The organism is Duganella sp. HH101, assembly GCF_001758795.1.
Taxonomy (GTDB): Bacteria; Pseudomonadota; Gammaproteobacteria; order Burkholderiales; family Burkholderiaceae_D; genus Rugamonas; species Rugamonas rivuli.
In genome coordinates this window covers 1-22612 of record NZ_LRON01000039.1, presented here as the reverse complement: position 1 = coordinate 22612, position 22612 = coordinate 1, and the positions used below count along the sequence as shown (strand labels likewise).

Below are 22612 nucleotides of genomic sequence, written 5' to 3'. Positions count from 1 at the left end.
GAGTCACAAATTACTGTAAACTTTGCAACATGGTATCAAGATAATATTGTCATTGTCTATATAGTTTGTCTTTCTTGTAATGTGTTTGTGTCTTCACGCCACAGTTGCACGCTCATCCGCCGGCGGCTCGGCGTCTCCCGCCGCCAGCATCTCAAGAATTTGCTGGTGGTATTCCATCATGCGCGCCACCGTGTCGTGGTCGAACAGCTCGGCCGCGTAGTCGATCCGTACTTCGAGGCTGGCGCCGTCGCCGAAGAACTGGAGATCCAATTCGCTGACGGCCATGCGGCTGCCGTTGACAACCGGCTCGACGGTCAGCTCGTCGGACCAGCCATCGATCTCGGCAGGCGGGAAATTCTGATGCCGCAACATGATCGGCACCAGCGGAATGCGGCTCTCGTCGCGCGGCCGGCCCAGCGCCTCCAGCAATTGCTCGAACGGCAGAGCCTGATGCTCGAACGCGGCCAGCGACACGACCTTCACACGCTGCAGCAACTCGGCGACGCCGGGATCGCCCGACAAATCCAGACGCAACGGCAAAATATTGATGAAGAATCCGATCACGCCCTCCAGCTCGGAACGGTCGCGCCCCGCCGTCGTGGTGCCGATGCACAGGTCGGTCCGTCCGGTATATTGATAGAGCACGATCGCGAATGCCGACAGCAGCGTCATGAAGAGGGTCGCATGCTGGGCTTGGCTCAACGCAGCGATTTGCTGGCTGAGTTCCTCCGGGTAGCGATGGCGCAGCTGGCCGGCGCGCCACACGCGCTGCGGCGGTCTCGGCCTGTCGTAGGGCAACGGCAGTGCGTCGTCGTAACCATCGAGCACGGATTTCCAATATGCATAATCCGCCGACAGGTCCTGCGAGCGCTGCCAGGCCGCATAGTCCGCGTACTGGATCGGCATGGCCGGCAGAGCGGCCGGCTGGCCGCCAAGATGGGCCTGATAGAAATGCTTCAGGTCGCGACTCATGATGGAATGCGACCAGCCGTCCGAGATGATGTGATGCAGGTTGATCAGCAAAATATGATGCTCAACCTCAAGCTGCAGCAGACTGGCCTTGAGCAAAGGTCCGGTACGCAAATCGAATACATGGCGCGCGTGCCCCGCCTGCAGTACAGCAGCCTCTCCAGGCGTGACCACGTGCACAGGAATATCTAACACGCCAGCTGCGCCGACATGCTGACGCGGCTCGCCAAACGCGATTTCCATGTCGAAGGTGGTTCTGAGACTCTCGTGACGATCGATCAGGCGCATAAATGCCGCCCGCAGGGCTTCGGTCGAGAGCTTGCCTCGCAGACGCAAGGCGATCGGCATGTTGTAGCTGGTCTTTTGCCCTTCCATGAATTCATGGACAAACCACAGACGCTGCTGTTGGAATGACAAGGGCAGTGGCTGACTGCGGTCGGCGGCAACCAGCGGCGCGGCGCGCAACCCGTACTGCATCGATGCCATGCGCGCCAGCAGGCCGGCGACCGTCGGCGCCTCGAACACCGCGCGCAGCGGCAGTTCGATTTCGAATGCGCCACGGATCTGCGATACCAGCTGCGTCGCCAGCAGCGAATGGCCGCCCAGCGCGAAGAAGTTGTCGTGCACGCCCACTTTGTCGAGCCGGAGCAGACCGGCCCAGATGCCGGCCATGATCTCTTCGGCCGCCGTACGTGGCGCCACGTAGCCCTCCTCGCTGCGCGCCATGTCCGGCGCGGGCAAGGCTTTGCGATCCACTTTGCCGTTCGGCGTCAGCGGCATCTGCTCCAGCACCATGAAGTGGGCCGGCACCATGTACTCCGGCAGCGACGCCAGCAAGGCAGCGCGCAGTCCGGTGGGATCCGGCAGTTCTGCGTCGTCGTGCGCGACCAGATACGCCACCAGCCGCTTGTCTCCCGCCACGTCCTCGCGCGCCAGCACCAGTGCGTCGCGCACCGCCTCCAGTCCCGCCAAGGCGGACTCGATCTCGCCAAGTTCGATGCGGAAGCCGCGCAGCTTGACCTGATTGTCGATCCGGCCCAGGTACTCGATGCTGCCATCTTCCAGGTAGCGCGCCAGGTCGCCCGACTTGTACATGCGGCTGCCCGCAGCGCCGAACGGGTTCGGCACGAATTTGTCCGCCGTCAGGTCGCCACGGTGCAGGTAGCCGCGTGCCAGGCCTTCGCCGGCGATATGCAGCTCGCCGGCCACGCCCGCCGGCACGGGGTTCAGGCCCGCGTCGAGGATGTAGACCTGCGTGTTGGCAATCGGCTTGCCGATCACCGGCGCGCCATCGAGCGCGCTTACGCGCCGCAGCGTCGACCAGATGGTCGTTTCGGTCGGTCCGTACAGGTTCCAGATCGCGTCGACATGGCCGAGCACATCGCGCATCAGGCCCACCGGCAGCGCTTCTCCGCCGCACAGCACCTTCAGTTGCAGTTCCTTTGGCCAGCCATGGTCGACCAGCATGCGCCAGCTCGACGGCGTGGCCTGCATCATCGTCGCGCCTGAGCGCACCAGCAATTCGCTCAGTTGCTGCGGATTGGACGCCGTCTCGCGGCCGGCCAGCACCACGCGCGCGCCGTTCGCCAGCGGCAGGAACAGCTCCAGCGCGGCGATGTCGAACGACAGCGAAGTGACAGCGACCAGCACATCGTCGCTGCTCATGCCCGGCGCTTCGCCCATGCTGTGCAGGAAGTTGGCCAGGTTGGCGCGGTTGAGCGCCACACCTTTCGGTTTGCCGGTCGAGCCGGATGTGTAGATCACGTAGGCCAGATGGTGCGGCAGTGCGACGGCGACCGGATTGGTGGCGTCGCAGGCATCCAAGGATGCCGCGTCGCCGTCCAGGCAAAACACCGGCACGCCGCCGGTCGGCACGGATGCCAGCAGGCGTTGCTGGGTCAGCAGCACCACCGGCGCAGCATCCTCCAGCATATAGGCCAGGCGGTCGGCAGGATAAGCCGGGTCCAGCGGCACATAGGCGCCGCCGGCTTTCAGGATGGCCAGCAGGCCCACCATCATTTCCAGCGAGCGCTCCACGCACAGGCCCACCAGCACGTCCGGGCCCACGCCCAACGAGCGCAGGTGATGCGCCAGGCGGTTGGCTCGCGCATTCAGCTCGCCATACGTCAACTGCTGGCCTTCATACTCCAGCGCCACGCGATCCGGCGAGGCCGCCGCGCGTTCCTCGAACAGCGCCGGCATCATCGACACCGAGCGATAGTCGCGCGCCGTGTCGTTCCATTCCACCAGCAGTTGGTGGCGTTCGGCGTCGTCCAGCATGTCCAGATCCTGGATGCGGCGCTCAGGGTTGGCCACGATGGCCTCCACCAGCCGGGTGAAATGCGCCGCCATGCGCGCCATCGTCGACGGCTCGAACAGATCGGTGTTGTAGCTGATGCTGCCGTTCAGGCGTCCGGAGTCCTCCGTGAACGTGAACGTCAGGTCGAACTTGGCCTGTACGCCCTCGCCGCCCATGGCTTGCAGGGTCAGCCCCGGCAGCGTGAGCGCGTCCATCGGCGCGTTCTGTAACGCCAGCATCACCTGGAACAGCGGCGAATGGCTGGTGTGGCGCTCAGGCTTGAGTACATCGACCAGCTGCTCGAACGGCACGTCCTGGTGCGCGTACGCGTCCAGCGTGTTGGCGCGTACCTGGTCGAGCAATTGCAGGAAGCTGGCGCCATGATCGACTTGGGTGCGCAGCACCAGTGTGTTGACGAAGAAGCCGATCAGCCCTTCCGTCTCGGCGCGGTTGCGGTTGGCGATCGGCGTGCCGATGCAGATGTCGTCCTGTCCGGCGTAACGCGACAGCAGCACATTGAAGGCTGCCGTCAGCGTCATGAACAGCGTGCTTTGCTTCTGGCGGCTCAGCGCATTGAGGGCCGCCGTGGTGGTGGCCGACAGCACGAGCGGCTGAGTCGCGCCGCGATGGCTTTGATGGGCAGGACGCGGACGGTCTGTCGGCAGGGTCAACAAAGCCGGTGCGCCTGTCAGGTGGCCTTGCCAGTAATCGAGTTGCTGTTGCAGCACGTCGCCGCTGAGCCACTGGCGCTGCCAGTGTGCGAAGTCGGCGTACTGGATCGGTAGTTCCGGCAGCGGCGATGGCTGCTGCTGCACGTAGGCGCCGTACAGCGCGGCCACCTCGTTCACCAGAACGCCGATGGACCAGCCATCCGAGACAATGTGGTGCATCGTCAGCAGAACGATGTGCTCCGAGTCGCTCATGCGCAGCAGGCGCGCGCGGATCAGTGGGCCGGTGGCCAGGTCGAACGCTGTCTGCGCCTCGTCCTGTACCAGCCACTGCGCCTTGGCATCGCGCTCCGCATGCGGCAGGTCCGACAGATCGGTCGTCTCCAACGCCAGTTGCAATTCCGGTGCGATCACCTGCACCGGCGTGCCGTCAACGCTGGCAAAGCTGGTACGCAAGGCTTCGTGGCGGCGCACGATCTCGTTCAGCGCGCGCTGCAGCGCCGTCGCGTCGAGCTGTCCGTTCAGGCGGACCGCCGCCGGAATATTGTAGAACGCGCTGCCCGGCTCGAACTGGTCGAGGAACCACAGCCGCTGCTGCGCGAACGATAGCGGCATGCCCTCTTTGCGCTCGACCGGCGCCAAGGCTGTCGCGGTCAGGCCACGTTGGGCCGATTCCATACGCGCCAGCAGGCCGGCGACCGTCGGCGCTTCGAACACCGCGCGCAGCGGCAGTTCGATTTCGAATGCGCCACGGATTTGCGACACCAGCTGCGTCGCCAGCAGCGAATGGCCGCCCAGTGCGAAGAAGTTGTCGTGCACGCCCACTTTGTCGAGCCGGAGCACACCGGCCCAGATGCCGGCCATGATCTCCTCGGCCGCCGTACGTGGCGCCACGTAGCCCTCCTCGCTGCGCGCCATGTCCGGCGCGGGCAAGGCTTTGCGATCCACTTTGCCGTTCGGCGTCAGCGGCATCTGCTCCAGCACCATGAAGTGGGCCGGCACCATGTATTCGGGTAGCGACGCCAGCAAGGCAGCGCGCAGTCCGGCGGGATCCGGCAGTTCTGCGTCGTCGTGCGCGACCAGATACGCCACCAGCCGCTTGTCGCCCGCCACGTCCTCGCGCGCCAGCACCAGTGCGTCGCGCACCGCCTCCAGTCCCGCCAAGGCGGACTCGATCTCGCCAAGTTCGATGCGGAAGCCGCGCAGCTTGACCTGATTGTCGATCCGGCCCAGGTACTCGATGCTGCCATCTTCCAGGTAGCGCGCCAGGTCGCCCGACTTGTACATGCGGCTGCCCGCAGCGCCGAACGGGTTCGGCACGAATTTGTCCGCCGTCAGGTCGCCACGGTGCAGGTAGCCGCGTGCCAGGCCTTCGCCGGCGATATGCAGCTCGCCGGCCACGCCCGCCGGCACGGGGTTCAGGCCCGCGTCGAGGATGTAGACCTGCGTGTTGGCGATCGGCTTGCCGATCACCGGCGCGCCATCGAGCGCGCTCACGCGCCGCAGCGTCGACCAGATCGTCGTTTCGGTCGGGCCGTACAGGTTCCAGATCGCGTCGACATGGCCGAGCACAGCGCGCATCAGCCCCACTGGCAGCGCTTCGCCGCCGCACAGCACCTTTAGTTGCAGTTCCTGCGGCCAGCCATGGTCCACCAGCATGCGCCAGCTCGACGGCGTGGCCTGCATCATCGTCGCGCCTGAGCGCACCAGCAATTCGCTCAGTTGCTGCGGGTTGGACGCCGTCTCGCGGCCGGCCAGCACAACGCGCGCGCCGTTCGCCAGCGGCAGGAACAGCTCCAGCGCGGCGATGTCGAACGACAGCGAGGTGACAGCCACCAGCACGTCGTCGCTGTTCATGCCCGGCGCTTCTCCCATGCTGTGCAGGAAGTTGGCCAGGTTGGCGCGGTTGAGCGCCACGCCTTTCGGTTTGCCGGTCGAGCCGGATGTGTAGATCACGTAGGCCAGGTTGCCGCCCGTCGTCAGCTCGGACGGATTGGTGGCGTCGTAGCCCGTCAGCGAGGCCGCGTCGGCGTCCAGGCAGAACACCGGCAAGCCGCCGGTCGGCACGGATGCCAACAGGCGTTGCTGGGTCAGCAGCACCACCGGCGCAGCGTCTTCCAACATGTAGGCCAGGCGGTCGGCCGGATAGGCCGGGTCCAGCGGCACGTACGCACCGCCGGCCTTCAGGATGGCCAGCAGGCCCACCATCATCTCCAGCGAGCGCTCCACGCACAGGCCCACCAGCACGTCCGGGCCCACGCCCAGCGTGCGCAGGTGATGCGCCAGGCGGTTGGCCCTCACATTCAACTCGCCATACGTCAACTGCTCGCCTTCATGCACAAGCGCCACGCGATCCGGCGAGGCCGCCGCGCGTTCCTCGAACAGCGCCGGCATCATCGACGCCGCCCCGTAGTCGCGCGCCGTGTCGTTCCACTCCACCAGCAGCTGGCCGCGCTCGGCGTCGTCCAGCATGTCCAGATCCTGGATACGTCGCTGCGGATCGGCCACGATCGCCTCCAGCAAGCGGGCGAAGTGCCCCGCCATGCGTTCGATGGTCGATGCGTCGAACAGATCCGTGTTGTATTCAAATGCGCCACGCAGGCCAAGTGCGGTCTCGCTCAGATTCAGCGTCAAATCGAACTTGGAACTGACACGTTCGACCGCCATGCCCTGCATAGTCAACCCTGGCAGTGCGATCGTATTGCTCGGTGTATTCTGCAAAATCAACATCACCTGGAACAGCACCGAATGGCTGGTATGACGCTCAGGCCTCAGCGCCTCGACCAGCCGTTCAAATGGCAAATCCTGGTGAGCGTAAGCATCCAGCGTAGTGCCGCGCACCCGATCAAGCAGCTGCAGGAAGCTCGCGCCGTGATCCACTTCCGTGCGCAGCACCAAAGTGTTAACGAACAGACCGATCAGTCCCTCAGTCTCGACCCGCCGGCGGTTGGCGACCGGCGTGCCGATGCAGATGTCGTCCTGGCCCGCGTAGCGCGACAGCAGCACATTGAAGGCCGCCGTCAGCGTCATGAACAAAGTGCAGCGGCCCTGGCGGCTGAGCTCCGACAACGCGGCCGTGGTATCGACCGTCAGCACAAACGGCAGCGCCGCCCCACGCTGCGTCTGATGCGTGGGGCGCGGCCGGTCCGTCGGCAATTGCAGCAGCGTCGGAGCGCCGTCCAGCAAGGTACGCCAATAATTCACTTGCCGCGTCAAGGTATCGCCGCTCAACCAGTCGGCCTGCCAGTCGGCGTAATCGGCATACTGTATCGGCAGCTCCGGCAGCGGTGACGGCAAACCCTGCGCGTACGCGCTGTACAGCGCGCCGATCTCCGACATCAGCACGCCCATCGACCAACCATCGGAAATAATATGATGCAATGTCAGCACGACGATGTGCTCGGTCTCGCCCAGGCACAACAACCGCGCCCGCACCAAGGGTCCGTGCTGCAGCGAGAACGGCCTGCGCGCCTCCTTGGCGATCAGATCCAATGCCGCCGCACGGCGCCCGGCCTCCGGCATGTCGAACAGATCGACCGATTCCAGCGCGATCGCGCCTTCATCGGCCACCACCTGCATCAACTCCTGTCCATGCATTTCGAAGGTGGTGCGCAGCGTATCGTGCCGGCGCACGATCTCGTCGAGGGTTGCCGACAGCGCCGCGACATCGAGCTTGCCCTCCAGGCGGGCGCAAACCGGCAGATGGTAGGCCGCGCCGCCCGCTTCAAATTGATCCAGGAACCACATCCGCTGCTGCGCAAACGAGGCGGGGGACAGATATACATCACGTTCAATCGGCAATGCATTCTCGACGGCTGTTTTGCTCATATCACTCTCTAAGTCATTCATCTTGACCGACGCCTATTTCGACGGATCGGGTTCCTCGGCCAGTTCCCTGCCGGCCGGCCTGGCCCGGCGCGCGCGCCGGTCGACCTTCACGATGGCCTGGGCCATGCCCGGCGCTTGCCCGGCGGCGCGCTGGGCATCGACCAGCGCCGCCATCTCCGCGACCGTGCCGGCCTGGAAGATCGCGTGCAGGGACAATTCCACTTCGAACACTTGCAGCACACGGGCAACGAGCCGCGTGGCCAGCAGCGAATGTCCGCCCAGGTCGAAGAAGTTGTGCTCCACTCCCACCTGGCCCACCTGCAAAATCTCCGCCCAGATCGCCACGATCTTGTGCTCGGTCTCGCTGCGCGGCGCAACATAGGCCGTTTCGGTGTGATCGAACGCCGGCGCCGGCAGCGCATTGCGGTTGATCTTGCCGTTTGGCGTCAACGGCAATTCGTCGAGCATCACATAGTGCGCGGGCTGCATATGCGCCGGCACCCTGTCGCGCAGGTAGGCACGCAGCTGTGCCGGCCGCAGGGCCGCAGCCGTCGGCAGGATATACGCCACCAAGTGCTTTTCCTCATGGGCAGACGCGCGCACGACGACGATCGCTTCGCGCACGCCGGGGTGCCGGCCCAGCGTGGACTCGATGTGCCCCAGCTCGATGCGGAAACCGCGCAGTTTGACCTGGGTGTCGGCACGGCCCAGGCACTCGACCATGCCGTCCGACAAGTAGCGTCCCAGGTCGCCGGTGCGGTATAACCTGTCGTCGGGCGCCGTTCCAAACGGGTTGACGATGAACTTGGCGGCGGTCTGCTCGACGTCCGCGCGATAACCGCGCGCCAGGTGGTGGCTGCGCAGATAGACTTCGCCGTGTTCGCCTATGCCGGCCAGTTGTCCCGCCGAATTCATCACCAATAGCTGCACGTCGGGAATGCCTCGGCCCAAAGGAATCACTTCCCTGAGCTGCTGCGATGCGGTCTCGTTGCCGATCTCGTAATAGCCCAGCGAACGCTGGGTTTCCGTCGAACCATACAAACTCACGATCCTGGCCGCGGGGTTCAACTGCTGCAGGCGCTGTACGTCACGCCGGGTCAAGACGTCGCCGATCAGCAGCATGGTCCGCAGGTGCCCCAAGGTGGCGCCAGTCGATGCTTCAGGGAAGAATTGAGCCATTGCCGGCGTCAGGTTGACGGAAGTGACGCGTTGCTCGTCCAACCAGCGCCACAAGCGTCCGGGGCTAATCTCCGCCGGGTGCGGGATGTGCAGGCTGGCCCCCAGGCACAGGGAAGTGAACATATCGCGCTGCAAGGGGTCGTGCGCCAGTCCCGACAACATCGAGAAGCGGTCGTCGGCGCGCACGTCGAACTGCCGGGCCATCCAGGGCAGGAAATGGCTCAGCGGTCCGTGACGCCCCTCCACCGCCTTGGGCTTGCCGGTCGAGCCGGACGTGAAGGTGATGACGGCGATATCGTCCGGGCCCAGCGGCACGACGGCGGCTTCCTGTCCGGTATAGGGTTGCAGCTGGGCGCTGTTGACCATGTCCCGCAGGTCCAGCGGCACCGGCACGCCGGCCAGCAGCTGTGCCTTTCCGGCGTCCAATGGACTGTCGCTGATCCGCAGCCACGCCTTCGGTGGTGCGACCTCCAGGCATTGTTCGAGGTGAGCCGCAGGATAACCGGGGTCGAGCATCATGTAGCTCGCGCCGGCCTTCAACACGCCCAACACCGCGGCCACCAGCGTCGCGTTGCGGGCCGCATAGATGGCGACGATGTCGCCCCGGCCTACGCCGTTCGCTTGCAGGAAGCAGGCAATGCGCTCGCTATGCAGGTGCAATTCCCGGTAGGTCCACCGGCATTCGTGGGAGACAACCGCAGGCGCATCCGGCACGCTCGACTGGCGATCCATGAACAGTTGGTGGACCGCGCCGATCCAGCTATTGTCGAGCGGCGCGCGCGGATCGGGAAGCACGGCACGTGCCTGCTCCGTGACAAGATTGTAGTCGTGGCCGCTGCGGTCCGGCATGTCCACCGCCTGTTGCAGCAGCAAGGCGTACTGACGCAACAATTCCTGCATCCGCTCCGCGTCAAACAGGCTCTCGTTATAGCTGAGGCGCAAATGGATGCCGTCCGCGCTGTCGCTGGCGTAGATCGTGATGTCGAACTTGGCGCTGGCCGAGGCCTGGGCTTCGACATTGATCACCTCCAGCTCGAGGGCTTGCGACTGCAGCTCGGGCCGGGGAAGGCTGAGCATGTTGAAAAACACCTGGAACAGCGGGTTCCGGCTCAAATTGCGCCGTAGCGGCAAGGCGTCGACGATCCGCTCGAACGGCACATCGCTATTGGCATACGCTTCCAGCGCCGTTTTGCGCATGCGCCGCAACAGCTCACGGAAAGATGGCCGCCCTTGCAGGTCGGCCCGCATCACCAGCGTATCCAGGAACAGGCCCAGCATGCCCTCGAGCTCTTGACGGTCGCGGTTCACGGCTGGCGTACCGATCTGTAGATCCAGATCGCCGCTGAAGCGCGACATCAGCAGCGCGAATCCCGTCAGCAAGGTCATGAACAAGCTGGCATCCTCGCCCTGCCCCAATTCGCGCAACTGGCTAGCCAGCTGGGGACTGAGCAGCAGTGTCTCGGAGGCGCCCTTGAACTGCTGCACTGGCGGGCGCGGCCGATCCGTCGGCAGATTCAGCAGCTCGGACGCGCCGTCAAGCTGAGCGGTCCAATATTGCAGTTGCTTCTCGTGCGGTGCATTCTGAGCCGCGCTGCGTTGCCAGTGCGCATAGTCTGCGTACTGCAGCGGCAACGCCGGCAGCGAAGACTGGCGGCCCTCGCTTTGCTCCGCATACAGCTGCATCCATTCGTTACAGAGTATCGAAATCGACCAGCCATCCGAGAGAATGTGGTGCATATTGATCAGCAACACGTGCTCATCCTCGCTGATACGCAGCAATTTCACGGCCAGCAGAGGGTCCGACGCCAGGTCGAAACCACGCATCATTTGCATATAGCGCTGCTCGACATCGCAGGCGGATGCGGATTCGACCGGCAGTGGCAATTCAAGTTTCGGATGGATCAGCAGATGCGGTTGACCATCGCCGTCTTCGACATAATTGGTGCGAAGAATCTCATGCCGCACGACCAGTGTCTGCAGACTCGAACGCAATGCTTCGACGTCGAGTTTTCCTTTCAGACGCAGGGCTGCCGGTATATTGTAGGCCGCGCTGCCAGGATTAATTTTCTGCAGGAACCACAGGCGCTGCTGCGCGAACGACAACGGCATGCCGTCCCGGCGGTCCACCGGCACCGGCGAGGTCATGGCGCAGCTTGTCGTCGGCTGAATCAGCTTGCAGCATTTTGACACCGTTGGCGAGTCGAACAGGTTGCGTACTGAGAATTCGCAACTGAACTCCGCACGCACACGGCTGACGACTTTGAGCGCCAACAGCGAATGACCGCCAAGCGAGAAGAAGTTGTCGTGCACGCCCACCTTGTCCAGATTGAGCACGCCGGCCCAGATATCGGCCATGGTCTCTTCGGCCGGCGTGCGCGGCGCCACGTACCCTTCCTCGCTGCGCGCCATATCCGGCGCAGGCAAGGCTTTGCGGTCCACTTTACCGTTCGGCGTCAATGGCAGCTGCTCCAGCACCACGAACTGCGCAGGCACCATGTACTCCGGCAGCGATGCCAGCAACGCCGCACGCAAGCCAGCCGCGTCGGGCAATTGCTCGCCATCGTTCGCAACCAGATAGGCCACCAGCCGCTTGTCTCCCGCCACGTCCTCGCGCGCCAGCACCAGCGCTTCGCTCACCGGCTCCAGCGCCGCCAACACGGCTTCGATCTCGCCAAGCTCGATACGGAAGCCGCGCAGCTTGACCTGATGGTCGATACGGCCCAGGTACTCGATACGGCCGTCTTCCAGATAGCGTGCCAGGTCGCCTGATTTGTACATGCGCGATCCGGCCTCGCCGAACGGATTCGGCACGAATTTGTCCGCCGTCAGGTCGGCACGATTCAGGTAGCCTCGCGCCAGCCCGGCGCCGGCGATATGCAACTCGCCCGCCACGCCTACCGGCACGGGATTGAGGCCCGCATCCAGCAGATATATCTGCGCATTGCCGATCGGCCGGCCAAGCACCGGTACCTCGCCGGCGTCCGCGATGGCGCACACGGTCGTGTCTACGGTGGCCTCGGTCGGGCCGTAGACGTTGAAGCTGCGCTTTGCCGGCGCTTGTTTCAACTGGTCCCACAACTGCTGCGGGATGGCTTCGCCACCGATCAGCAGGCAGGAAGGCAATGCGTCCGCACCGGCCGCTTGCAGCAGTAAGCCCAGCTGGGACGGCGTGCAGTCGAATACATCCAGACGCAGTTGTTTGATTGTCTGCGCCAGTTGCTCGCCGTCGCTGCGCACCTGATCAGGGATCGGGCAAAGCGTCACGCCTTGCGTCAGCAACAGCCATTGCTGGACCGATGCGTCAAACGACAACGATGCATTCTGGCTCACCCTCACGCCGGCCAGGTCGCCGAACTGCGCATACGCGGTCTTGACCAGGCCATCGAGCAGATTCAACGCCGAACCATGCGCGATGGTCACGCCTTTCGGACGTCCCGTCGAACCGGACGTGTAGATCACGTAGGCTAGGTTGCCGGCCTGCGTTTCGCTGGACGGATTGGTGGCGTCGCAGCCATCCAGCGACGCCGCGTCGGCGTCGAGCAGGAATACCGGCACTTCGCTGGCCGGCAGTGAGGCCAGCAAGCGTTGCTGGGTCAGCAGCACCGCAGGCGCCGCATCCTCCAGCATGTAGGCCAGGCGATCGGCCGGATAGGCAGGGTCCAGCGGCACATAGGCGCCGCCGGCTTTCAACACGGCCAACAGGCCTACCATCATTTCCAGCGAACGCTCTACGCACAGGCCTACCAGCACATCCGGGCCCACGCCCAGAGTGCGCAGGTGGTGCGCCAGGCGGTTGGCACGCGCATTGAGTTCGCCGTAGGTCAGCGATACGTTGTCATACTCCAGCGCCACCCGATCCGGCGAGGCCGCCGCGCGCTGCTCGAACAGCGCGTGGATGGTCCCAGCCGGCACACCGGCAGTCGTCGTCTCGTTCCACTCCACCAGCAGTTGATGGCGTTCGGCGTCATCCAGCATGTCCAGGTCCTGGATGCGACGCTCAGGGTTGGCCACGATCGCCTCCAGCAAGCGCGTGAAGTGCCCAGCCATGCGCGCCATCGTCGATGGCTCGAACAGGTCGGTGTTGTAGCTGATGCTGCCGTTCAGGCGTCCGCCTTCCTCCGTGAACGTGAACGTCAGGTCGAACTTGGCCTGTACGCCCTCGCCGCCCATGGCTTGCAGGGTCAGCCCCGGCAGCGTGAGTGTGTCCATTGGCGCGTTCTGCAACGCCAGCATCACCTGGAACAGCGGCGAATGGCTGGTGTGGCGCTCCGGCTTGAGCACATCGACCAGCTGCTCGAACGGCACGTCCTGGTGCGCGTACGCGTCCAGCGTGTTGCCGCGCACCTGGTCGAGCAATTGCAGGAAGCTGGCGCCATGATCGACTTGGGTGCGCAGCACCAGCGTGTTGACGAAGAAGCCGATCAGCCCTTCCGTCTCGGCGCGGTTGCGGTTGGCGATCGGCGTGCCGATGCAGATGTCGTCCTGTCCGGCGTAACGCGACAGCAGCACATTGAAGGCTGCCGTCAGCGTCATGAACAGCGTGCTTTGCTTCTGGCGGCTCAGCGCATTGAGGGCCGCCGTGGTGGTGGCCGACAGTGTGAGCGGCTGCGTCGCGCCGCGATGGGTCTGATGGGCAGGACGCGGGTGGTCCGTCGGCAGCGTCAGTAAAGCAGGAGCGCCCGTCAGGTGGCCTTGCCAGTAATCGAGCTGCTGCTGCAGCACCTGGCCGCTGAGCCACTGGCGCTGCCAGTGCGCGAAGTCGGCGTACTGAATCGGCAGTTCCGGCAGCGGCGATGGTTGCCGCTGGACGTAGGCGCCGTACAGTGCGGCCACCTCGTTCACCAGAATGCCGCTGGACCAGCCGTCCGAGACGATGTGGTGCATCGTCAACAGTACGATGTGCTCCGACTCGCTCAGGCGCAGCAGGCGCGCGCGAATCAGCGGACCGGTGGCCAGATCGAACGGCGTGTGCGCCTCGTCCTGCACCAGCCACTGCGCCTTGGCATCGCGCTCCGCATGCGGCAGGTCGGACAGGTCGGTCGCCTCCAACACCAGCTCCAGCGCCGGCACAATCACCTGCACCGGCGTGCCGTCCGCGCTGGCAAAGCGGGTACGCAAGGCTTCGTGGCGGCGTACGATCTCGTTCAGTGCACCCTGCAGGGCCGCCACGTCGAGCTGTCCGTTCAAACGGACCGCCGCCGGAATATTGTAGAACGCGCTTCCCGGCTCAAACTGGTCGAGGAACCACAGCCGCTGCTGCGCGAACGACAGCGGCATGCCGTCTTTGCGCTCTACCGGCGCCAGGGCTGTCGCGGTCAGGCCGCGCTGAGTTAGTGCCATGCGCGCCAGCAGGCCAGCGACCGTCGGTGCTTCGAACACGGTGCGCAGTGGCAGTTCGATGTCGAACGCGCCACGGATCTGCGACACCAGCTGCGTCGCCAGCAGAGAATGGCCGCCCAATACGAAGAAATCGTCGTTCATCCCCACTTTATCAAGCTTGAGAACACCGGCCCAGATGCCGGCCATGATCTCCTCGGCCGCCGTGCGTGGCGCCACGTAGCCTTTCTCGCTGCGCGCCATATCCGGCGCAGGCAATGCCTTGCGGTCCACTTTGCCGTTCGGCGTCAGTGGCAACTGCTCCAGCACCACGAAGTGCGCAGGCACCATGTACTCCGGTAGCGATGCCAGCAGCGCGGCGCGCACCGCTCCCGTATCCGGCAGCGGTGCGTCTTCGTGCGCCACCAGATACGCGACCAGCCGCTGGTCGCCCGCCACGTCCTCGCGGGCCAGTACCAGCGCTTCGCGCACCGGCTCCAGCGCCGCCAGCGCGGCCTCGATCTCGCCAAGTTCGATACGGAAGCCGCGCAGCTTGACCTGATGGTCGATACGGCCCAGGTACTCGATGCTGCCGTCTTCCAGATAGCGGGCCAGATCGCCCGACTTGTACATGCGGCTGCCCGCGACGCCGAACGGATTGGGGATGAATTTGTCCGCCGTCAGGTCGCCACGGTTGACGTAACCGCGTGCCAGGCCATCGCCGGCGATATGCAGCTCGCCCGCAACGCGCACCGGCACCGGATTGAGGCTCGCATCCAGCAGATACACCTGGACGTTGCCAATCGGCCGGCCAAGCACCGGTACATCGCCGGCGTCCGCGATGGCGCAGACGGTCGTGTCCACGGTCGCCTCGGTCGGACCGTAGACGTTGAAGCTGCGCTTGGCCGGCGCTTGTTTCAGCTGTTCCCACAGCTGCTGCGGAATGGCTTCGCCGCCGATCAGCAGGCAGGAAGGCAATGCCTCCACGCCGCAGGATTGCAGCAGCATGCCAAGCTGGGACGGGGTACAGTCGAACGCGTCCAGACGCAGTTGTCTGATTGTCTGCGCCAGCAGCTCACCGTCGCCGCGCACCTGATCCGGGATCGGGCACAGTGTCACACCTCGTGTCAGCAGCAGCCATTGCTTGACCGAGGCGTCGAACGACAGCGATGCGTTTTGGCCCACCCGCACGCCGGCCAGGTCGCCGAACTGCGCGTACACGGTGCTGGCCAGGCCATCGATCAGATTCTGCGCCGAGGCATGCGCGATGGCCACGCCCTTCGCCTTGCCGGTCGAGCCAGAGGTGTAGATCACGTAGGCCAGGTTGCCCGCCGAGGCGACGCTGGACGGATTGGTGGCGTCGCAGCCATCCAGCGACGCCGCGTCGGCGTCCAGCAGGAATACCGGCACTTCGCTGGCCGGCAGTGAGGCCAGCAAGCGTTGCTGGGTCAGCAGCACCGCAGGCGCCGCGTCCTCCAGCATGTGGGCCAGGCGATCGGCCGGATAGGCCGGGTCCAGCGGTACATAGGCGCCGCCGGCTTTCAACACGGCCAACAGGCCTACCATCATCTCCAACGAACGCTCCACGCACAGGCCCACCAGCACATCCGGGCCCACGCCCAGCGTGCGCAGGTGGTGCGCCAGGCGGTTGGCACGCGCATTGAGTTCGCCGTAGGTCAGCGATACGTTGTCATACACCAGCGCCACGCTGTCCGGCGACGCCGCCGCGCGCTGCTCGAACAGCGCGTGGATCGTGCCGGCCGGTACGCCGGCGCTCGCGGTGTCGTTCCATTCCACCAGCAGTTGATGGCGCTCGGCGTCATCCAGCATGTCCAGGTCCTGGATGCGGCGCTCAGGGTTGGCTACGATCGCCTCCAGTAAGCGCGTGAAGTGCGCCGCCATGCGCGCCATCGTCGATGGTTCGAACAGGTCGGTGTTGTAGCTGATGCTGCCGTTCAGGCGTCCGGCTTCCTCCGTGAACGTGAACGTCAGGTCGAACTTGGCCTGTACGCCCTCGCCGCCCATGGCCTGCAGGGTCAGGCCCGGCAGCGTGAGTGCGTCCATTGGCGCGTTCTGCAACGCCAGCATCACCTGGAACAGCGGCGAATGGCTGGTGTGGCGCTCCGGCTTGAGCACCTCGACCAGCTGCTCGAACGGCACGTCCTGGTGCGCGTAAGCATCCAACGTGTTGCCTCGTACCTGGTCGAGCAATTGCAGGAAGCTGGCGCCGTGATCGACTTGTGTGCGCAGCACCAAGGTGTTGACGAAGAAGCCGATCAGCCCTTCCGTCTCCGCGCGGTTGCGGTTGGCGATCGGCGTGCCGATGCAGATGTCGTCCTGTCCAGCGTAACGCGACAGCAGCACGTTGAAGGCCGCCGTCAACGTCATGAACAAAGTGCTTTGCTTCTGGCGACTCAGCGCATTGAGGGCCGCCGTGGTGGTGGCCGACAGTACCAGCGGCTGCGTCGCGCCGCGATGGGTCTGATGCACGGGGCGCGGGTGGTCCGTCGGCAGCGTCAGTAAAGCAGGAGCGCCCGTCAGGTGGCCTTGCCAGTAATCGAGCTGCTGTTGCAGCACGTCGCCGCTGAGCCACTGGCGCTGCCAGTGCGCGAAGTCGGCGTACTGAATCGGCAGTTCCGGCAGCGGCGATGGTTGCCGCTGGACGTAGGCGCCGTACAGTGCGGCCACCTCGTTCACCAGAATGCCGCTGGACCAGCCGTCCGAGACGATGTGGTGCATCGTCAACAGTACGATGTGCTCCGACGCGCTCATACGCAGCAGGCGCGCGCGAATCAGCGGACCGGTGGCCAGATCGAACGGCGTCTGCGCCTCGTCCTGCACCAGCCACTGCGCCTTGGCATCGCGCTCCGCATGCGGCAGGTCGGACAGGTCGGTCGCCTCCAGCGCCAGCTCCAGCGCAGGCAAAATCACCTGCACCGGCGTGCCGTCCACGCTGGCAAAGCGGGTACGCAAGGCTTCGTGACGACGAACGATCTCGTTCAGCGTGTGCTTCAAGGCCGCTACGTCGAGCTGCCCGTTCAGGTGCACTGCCGCAGGAATGTTGTAGAACGCGCTTCCTGGTTCGAACTGGTCGAGGAACCACAGCCGCTGCTGCGCGAACGAAAGCGGCATGCCATCTTTGCGCTCTACCGGCGCCAGGGCTGTCGCGGTCAGGCCGCGCTGAGTTAATGCCATGCGCGCCAGCAGGCCAGCGACCGTCGGTGCTTCGAACACGGTGCGCAGTGGCAGTTCGATGTCGAACGCGCTACGGATCTGCGACACCAGCTGCGTCGCCAGCAGCGAGTGGCCGCCCAATACGAAGAAGTCGTCGTGCAGGCCAACTTTGTCAAGCTTGAGGACACCGGCCCAGATGCCGGCCATGATCTCCTCGGCCGCCGTGCGTGGCGCCACGTAGCCTTTCTCGCTGCGCGCCATATCCGGCGCGGGCAATGCCTTGCGGTCCACTTTGCCGTTCGGCGTCAGTGGCAACTGCTCCAGCACCACGAAGTGCGCAGGCACCATGTACTCCGGTAGCGATGCCAGCAGCGCGGCGCGCACCGCTTCCATATCCGGCAACGGTGCCTCTTCGTGCGCCACCAGATACGCGACCAGCCGCTGGTCGCCCGCCACGTCCTCGCGGGCCAGCACCAGCGCTTCGCGCACCGGCTCCAGCGCCGCCAGCGCGGCCTCGATCTCGCCAAGTTCGATACGGAAGCCGCGCAGCTTGACCTGATGGTCGATACGGCCCAGGTACTCGATGCTGCCGTCTTCCAGATAGCGGGCCAGGTCGCCCGACTTGTACATGCGGCTGCCCGCAACGCCGAACGGATTGGGGATGAATTTGTCCGCCGTCAGGTCGCCACGGTTGACGTAACCGCGTGCCAGGCCATCGCCGGCGATATGCAGCTCGCCCGCAACGCGCACCGGCACCGGATTGAGGCTCGCATCCAGCAGATACACCTGGACGTTGCCAATCGGCCGGCCAAGCACCGGTACATCGCCGGCGTCCGCGATGGCGCAGACGGTCGTGTCCACGGTCGCCTCGGTCGGACCGTAGACGTTGAAGCTGCGCTTGGCCGGCGCTTGTTTCAGCTGTTCCCACAGCTGCTGCGGAATGGCTTCGCCGCCGATCAGCAGGCAGGAAGGCAATGCCTCCACGCCGCAGGATTGCAGCAGCATGCCAAGCTGGGACGGGGTACAGTCGAACGCGTCCAGACGCAGTTCTCTGATTGTCTGCGCCAGCAGCTCACCGTCGCCGCGCACCTGATCCGGGATCGGGCACAGTGTCACACCTCGTGTCAGCAGCAGCCATTGCTTGACCGAGGCGTCGAACGACAGCGATGCGTTTTGGCCCACCCGCACGCCGGCCAGGTCGCCGAACTGCGCGTACACGGTGCTGGCCAGGCCATCGATCAGATTCTGCGCCGAGGCATGCGCGATGGCCACGCCCTTCGCCTTGCCGGTCGAGCCAGAGGTGTAGATCACGTAGGCCAGGTTGCCCGCCGAGGCGACGCTGGACGGATTGGTGGCGTCGCAGCCATCCAGCGACGCCGCGTCGGCGTCGAGCAGGAATACCGGCACTTCGCTGGCCGGCAGTGAGGCCAGCAAGCATTGCTGGGTCAGCAGCACCGCAGGCGCCGCATCCTCCAGCATGTGGGCCAGGCGGTCGGCCGGATAGGCAGGGTCCAGCGGCACATAGGCGCCGCCGGCTTTCAACACGGCCAACAGGCCTACCATCATCTCCAGCGAACGCTCCACGCACAGGCCCACCAGCACATCCGGGCCCACGCCCAGCGTGCGCAGGTGGTGCGCCAGGCGGTTGGCCCGCGCATTGAGTTCGCCGTAGGTCAGCGATACGTTGTCATACTCCAGCGCCACCCGATCCGGCGAGGCCGCCGCGCGCTGCTCGAACAGCGCGTGGATGGTCCCAGCCGGCACACCGGCAGTCGTCGTCTCGTTCCACTCCACCAGCAGTTGATGGCGTTCGGCGTCATCCAGCATGTCCATATCCTGGATGCAGCCCTCAGGGTTGGCTACGATCGCCTCCAGCAAGCGCGTGAAGTGCGCAGCCATGCGCGCCATCGTCGATGGTTCGAACAGGTCGGTGTTGTAGCTGATGCTGCCGTTCAGGCGTCCGGCCTCCTCAGTGAACGTGACCGTCAGGTCGAACTTGGCTTGTACGCTCTCATGGTTCATGGTCTGCAAGGTCAGGCCCGGCAGCGTGAGTGCATCCAGTGGCGCGTTCTGCAACGCCAGCATCACCTGGAACAGCGGCGAATGGCTGGTGTGGCGCTCCGGCTTGAGCACCTCGACCAGCTGCTCGAACGGCACGTCCTGGTGCGCGTAAGCGTCCAACGTGTTGCCTCGTACCTGGTCGAGCAATTGCAGGAAGCTGGCGCCGTGATCGACTTGCGTGCGCAGCACCAAGGTGTTGACGAAGAAGCCGATCAGCCCTTCCGTCTCGGCGCGGTTGCGGTTGGCGATTGGCGTGCCGATGCAGATGTCGTCCTGTCCGGCGTAACGCGACAGCAGCACGTTGAAGGCCGCCGTCAGCGTCATGAACAAGGTGCCTTGCACACGGCGGCTCAGCGCATTGAGGGCCGCCGTGGTGGTGGCCGACAGCGCGAGCGGCTGCGTCGCGCCGCGATGGGTCTGATGGGCAGGACGCGGGTGGTCCGTCGGCAGCGTCAGTAAAGCAGGAGCGCCCGTCAGGTGGCCTTGCCAGTAGTCGAGCTGCTGTTGCAGCACGTCGCCGCTGAGCCACTGGCGCTGCCAGTGCGCGAAGTCGGCGTACTGGATCGGCAGTTCCGGCAGCGGCGATGGTTGCCGCTGGACGTAGGCGCCGTACAGTGCGGCCACCTCGTTCACCAGAATGCCGCTGGACCAGCCGTCCGAGACGATGTGGTGCATCGTCAGCAACACGACGTTCTCGGTTTCGCTCAGGCGCAGCAGGCGCGCGCGGATCAGCGGACCGATGGCCAGGTCGAACGGCGTCTGCGCCTCGTCCTGCACCAGCCACTGCGCCTTGGCATCGCGCTCCGCATGCGGCAAATCCGACAGATCGGTGCTCTCCAACGCCAGCTCCAGCGTGGGCAAAATCACCTGCACCGGCGTGCCGTCCACGCTGGCAAAGCGGGTGCGCAAGGCTTCGTGACGACGAACGATCTCGTTCAGCGTGTGCTTCAAGGCCGCTACGTCGAGCTGCCCGTTCAAGCGTATCGCCGCGGCGATGTTATAAAACGCGCTGCCTGGCTCGAACTGCTCGAGGAACCACAGCCGCTGCTGCGCGAACGAAAGCGGCATGCCGTTTTTGCGCTCTACCGGCGCCAGGGCTGTCGCGGTCAGGCCGCGCTGGGCGGATGCCATGCGCGCCAGCAGGCCGGCGACCGTCGGCGCTTCGAACACCGCACGTAGCGGCAGTTCGATTTCGAATGCGCCACGGATCTGCGATACCAGCTGCGTCGCCAGCAGCGAATGGCCGCCCAGCGCGAAGAAGTTGTCGTGCACGCCCACTTTGTCGAGCCGGAGCACGCCGGCCCAGATACCGGCCATGATCTCTTCGGCCGCCGTGCGCGGTGCGACGTAGCCCTCCTCGCTGCGCGCCATATCCGGCGCGGGCAATGCCTTGCGGTCCACTTTGCCGTTCGGCGTCAGTGGCATCTGTTCCAGTACCATGAAGTGGGCCGGTATCATGTATTCGGGTAGCGACGCCAGCAAGGCAGCTCGCAGTCCGGCGGGATCCGGCAGTTCTGCGTCGTCGTGCGCGACCAGATACGCCACCAGCCGCTTGTCTCCCGCCACGTCCTCGCGCGCCAGCACCAGCGCTTCGCTCACCGGCTCCAGCGCCGCCAACACGGCTTCGATCTCGCCAAGCTCGATACGGAAGCCGCGCAGCTTGACCTGATGGTCGATACGGCCCAGGTACTCGATACGGCCGTCTTCCAGATAGCGTGCCAGGTCGCCTGATTTGTACATGCGCGATCCGGCCTCGCCGAACGGATTCGGCACGAATTTGTCCGCCGTCAGGTCGGCACGATTCAGGTAGCCGCGCGCCAGCCCGGCGCCGGCGATATGCAGCTCGCCCGCCACGCCTACCGGCACGGGATTGAGGCCCGCATCCAGCAGATATATCTGCGCATTGCCGATCGGCCGGCCAAGCACCGGTACCTCGCCGGCGTCCGCGATGGCGCACACGGTCGTGTCCACGGTGGCCTCGGTCGGGCCGTAGACGTTGAAGCTGCGCTTGGCCGGCGCTTGTTTCAGCTGTTCCCACAGCTGCTGCGGGATGGCTTCGCCACCGATCAGCAGGCAGGAAGGCAATGCGTCCGCACCGGCCGCTTGCAGCAGTAAGCCCAGCTGGGACGGCGTGCAGTCGAAGACATCCAGACGCAGTTGCTTGATGGTCTGCGCCAGTTGCTCGCCGTCGCTGCGCACCTGATCAGGGATCGGGCAAAGCGTCACGCCTTGCGTCAGCAACAGCCATTGCTGGACCGATGCGTCAAACGACAACGATGCATTCTGGCTCACCCGCACGCCGGCCAGGTCGCCGAACTGCGCATACGCGGTACTGACCAGGCCATCGAGCAGATTCAACGCCGAACCATGCGCGATAGTCACGCCTTTCGGACGTCCCGTCGAACCGGAGGTGTAGATCACGTAGGCCAGATTGCCGGCCTGCGTTTCGCTGGACGGATTGGTGGCGTCGCAGCCATCCAGCGACGCCGCGTCGGCGTCGAGCAGGAATACCGGCACTTCGCTGGCAGGCAGTGAGGCCAGCAAGCGTTGCTGGGTCAGCAGCACCGCAGGCGCCGCGTCCTCCAGCATGTGGGCCAGGCGATCGGCCGGATAGGCCGGGTCCAGCGGCACATAGGCGCCGCCGGCTTTCAACACGGCCAACAGGCCTACCATCATCTCCAGCGAACGCTCCACGCACAGGCCCACCAGCACATCCGGACCGACGCCCAGCGTGCGCAGGTGGTGCGCCAGGCGGTTGGCACGCGCATTGAGTTCGCCGTAGGTCAGCGATACGTTGTCATACTCCAGCGCCACCCGATCCGGCGAGGCCGCCGCGCGCTGCTCGAACAGCGCGTGGATGGTCCCAGCCGGCACACCGGCAGTCGTCGTCTCGTTCCACTCCACCAGCAGTTGATGGCGCTCGGCGTCATCCAGCATGTCCAGGTCCTGGATGCGGCGCTCAGGGTTGGCTACGATCGCCTCCAGCAAGCGCGTGAAGTGCGCCGCCATGCGCGCCATCGTCGATGGCTCGAACAGGTCGGTGTTATAGCTGATGCTGCCGTTCAGGCGTCCGGCTTCCTCCGTGAACGTGAACGTCAGGTCGAACTTGGCCTGTACG

Annotated in this window: 2 protein-coding genes; both read right to left on the bottom strand. The window is 65.1% G+C overall.

The window, feature by feature from the left end; translation table 11 throughout:
- Window positions 1-93: 93 nt before the first annotated feature.
- Window positions 94-7764: a non-ribosomal peptide synthetase gene (locus DUGA2_RS31180; RefSeq protein ID WP_229214820.1), complete on the bottom strand. Its 7671-nt coding sequence runs from the start codon at window positions 7762-7764 to the stop codon at window positions 94-96.
- Window positions 7765-7797: 33 nt separating this feature from the next.
- A partial coding sequence (locus tag DUGA2_RS31175; protein ID WP_083296551.1) for a non-ribosomal peptide synthetase occupies window positions 7798-22612 on the bottom strand: 14815 nt, incomplete at its 5' end.

Bases quoted from the DNA above. Each gene is read 5' to 3' on its own strand.
- DUGA2_RS31180 (WP_229214820.1), bottom strand. From the start codon at position 7,764: ATGAGCAAAACAGCCGTCGAGAATGCATTGCCGATTGAACGTGATGTA.